Genomic DNA, 1811 nt, shown 5'->3' with positions numbered 1-1811 from the left:
TCGTCGGCGCGTTCTTCGGCGTGCTGGCGTAAGGGCCCGGCCTATTATCTGCCCCCAAGGGAAACGGCGACCCATTGCGGTCGCCGTTTTTTATTACCGAAAGCTAGCTGGAGGTGCTTCGTGATTCGATCTGACAATCCACCCGATAACGGCGTGAGCGGGGCGATGTATCTATTTGGCACCGCGCTCTTGTGGAGCTTTATCGGTATCCTCGTTCACGCCAATTCGCAGTCAGCTCTTTTGATCGGTGCCGTCACGGCAATATTTATGGCACTCTTTATCCTGCTCGTCGGCAGGCCTGTCCTCCGCGTCAGCCGTCTTATTGCCCTTGTGGCCGTCTGCAACTTCGTGACGGGCACCACGTTTAACTTTGCCAACCAGCTCACGACGGTCGGCAACGCGATCGTCCTGCAGTACACCTCGATGATTTTCGTTATCGTGTATCAATCGCTCGCAACTCACACGTTGCCTTCGCCTGCTAAGATCGCCTCTGTGGTGGTTGCTTTTACGGGTATGGGACTTTTCTTTTTAGGTGATTTGAGTCCCGAGGGCATGCTCGGCAACCTGCTTGCCATCATTTCGGGCGCCGCCTTTGGGCTGTGCTTCTTTTTGAACTCTCGCCCCGACGCCTCGCCCATGGTGTCCTCGCTCATCTCCTGCGGTATCTCGATGCTGCCGATCGTCTATTTTGCTGGTGCCCTAGACTCCGTGAGACCATTTGAGTGGGGGCTCATGCTGGTGCATGGCCTTTTTTGCAGTGGTCTTGCGAGCGTGCTGTATGCCAAGGGGATTGCGCGCACCAACGCGTTTGCGGCCAACTTGGTCTGCATGAGCGAGGTCGTGCTCGCTCCCTGCTGGTCGGCGCTCCTCTTTGGCGAGGTCTTTCACTGGAACGAGTTTTTGGGCGCGGCGATTATCGTTTTGGTGATTGTAGCCAACTTGGCATCCGATGCCTTTGGCGATGGCTTTCTGGTGGCGCTTGTCCGCCATCGAAACAAAGAGCGTGCCTGATGGGATACGTCTGCCGTTTACGGTAAAAAACACCCCGCTGAGCGAGTGGTATTAAATAGTAAGAACCTGCATACCTATAATTGGTATCAAATCATTTGTACCTGGCATGGGTGTTAGCAGCACACCAGGTACGCTTCGAGCCGTGTAATCGAACTCCCGGAATTGATATCAACAACGCGCGCGACGGGAGTGGCGACGGTTCGAGATTCCTAATTGGGAGGAACTATGCTTACCCAAGCAATCCTCGTCGGCTTAGTCGGAGCGTTTGGATGTCTCGACTACCAGCTCGGTTCGCTCTATGCGTTCCGCCCCATCGTCCTGTGCCCGCTCGTGGGCCTGGTCCTGGGGGACCTACAGACCGGTCTTGCCGTAGGTGCAAGCCTTGAGCTGCTGTTTATGGGCTCGATCTCCATCGGCGCTTACGTGCCGCCCAACGAAACCGTCGGTGGCGTGCTCGCCTGTGCGTTTGCCATTCAGCTCGGTCAGGGTACCGAGACGGCTATCGCGCTTGCCATGCCCATCGCCGTCCTTTCGCTGACGATTGGTAATATTACCAACGCCTTGTTCCCCGTGTTTGTCGACATGGCAGACAAGTTTGCTCTCAAGGGAAACCTCAAAGGCATCTATGCCGTTCATTGGGGAATTGGAATTTGGGGCTGCATCGAGTACTTCCTGCTCTGTGCCGGCGCGTTCTACCTGGGCTCCGACGCCATCCAAGGCCTGCTCGACTTTATCCCGTCCTTTGTGATCGATGGTTGCGGCGTTGCCGCCAACATCCTGCCGGCCATGGGCTTCGCCAT

Annotated in this window: 2 protein-coding genes; both read left to right on the top strand. The window is 56.2% G+C overall.

Going from position 1 to position 1811, the window contains the following annotated elements:
• Positions 1–120: 120 nt before the first annotated feature.
• Complete coding sequence (locus DW661_RS09975; RefSeq protein WP_233547500.1) at positions 121–1011, top strand: DMT family transporter; 891 nt, start codon at positions 121–123, stop codon at positions 1009–1011.
• A 225-nt stretch (positions 1012–1236) separates the two neighbouring features.
• On the top strand, positions 1237–1811 hold a 575-nt coding region (locus tag DW661_RS09970), incomplete at its 3' end, for a PTS sugar transporter subunit IIC (RefSeq protein ID WP_147349753.1).

This window comes from Collinsella sp. AM24-1, from assembly GCF_003470325.1.
GTDB lineage: Bacteria > Actinomycetota > Coriobacteriia > Coriobacteriales > Coriobacteriaceae > Collinsella.
Note: the sequence above shows the minus strand (reverse complement) of the source record. Positions and strands in the feature narration are given on the sequence as shown.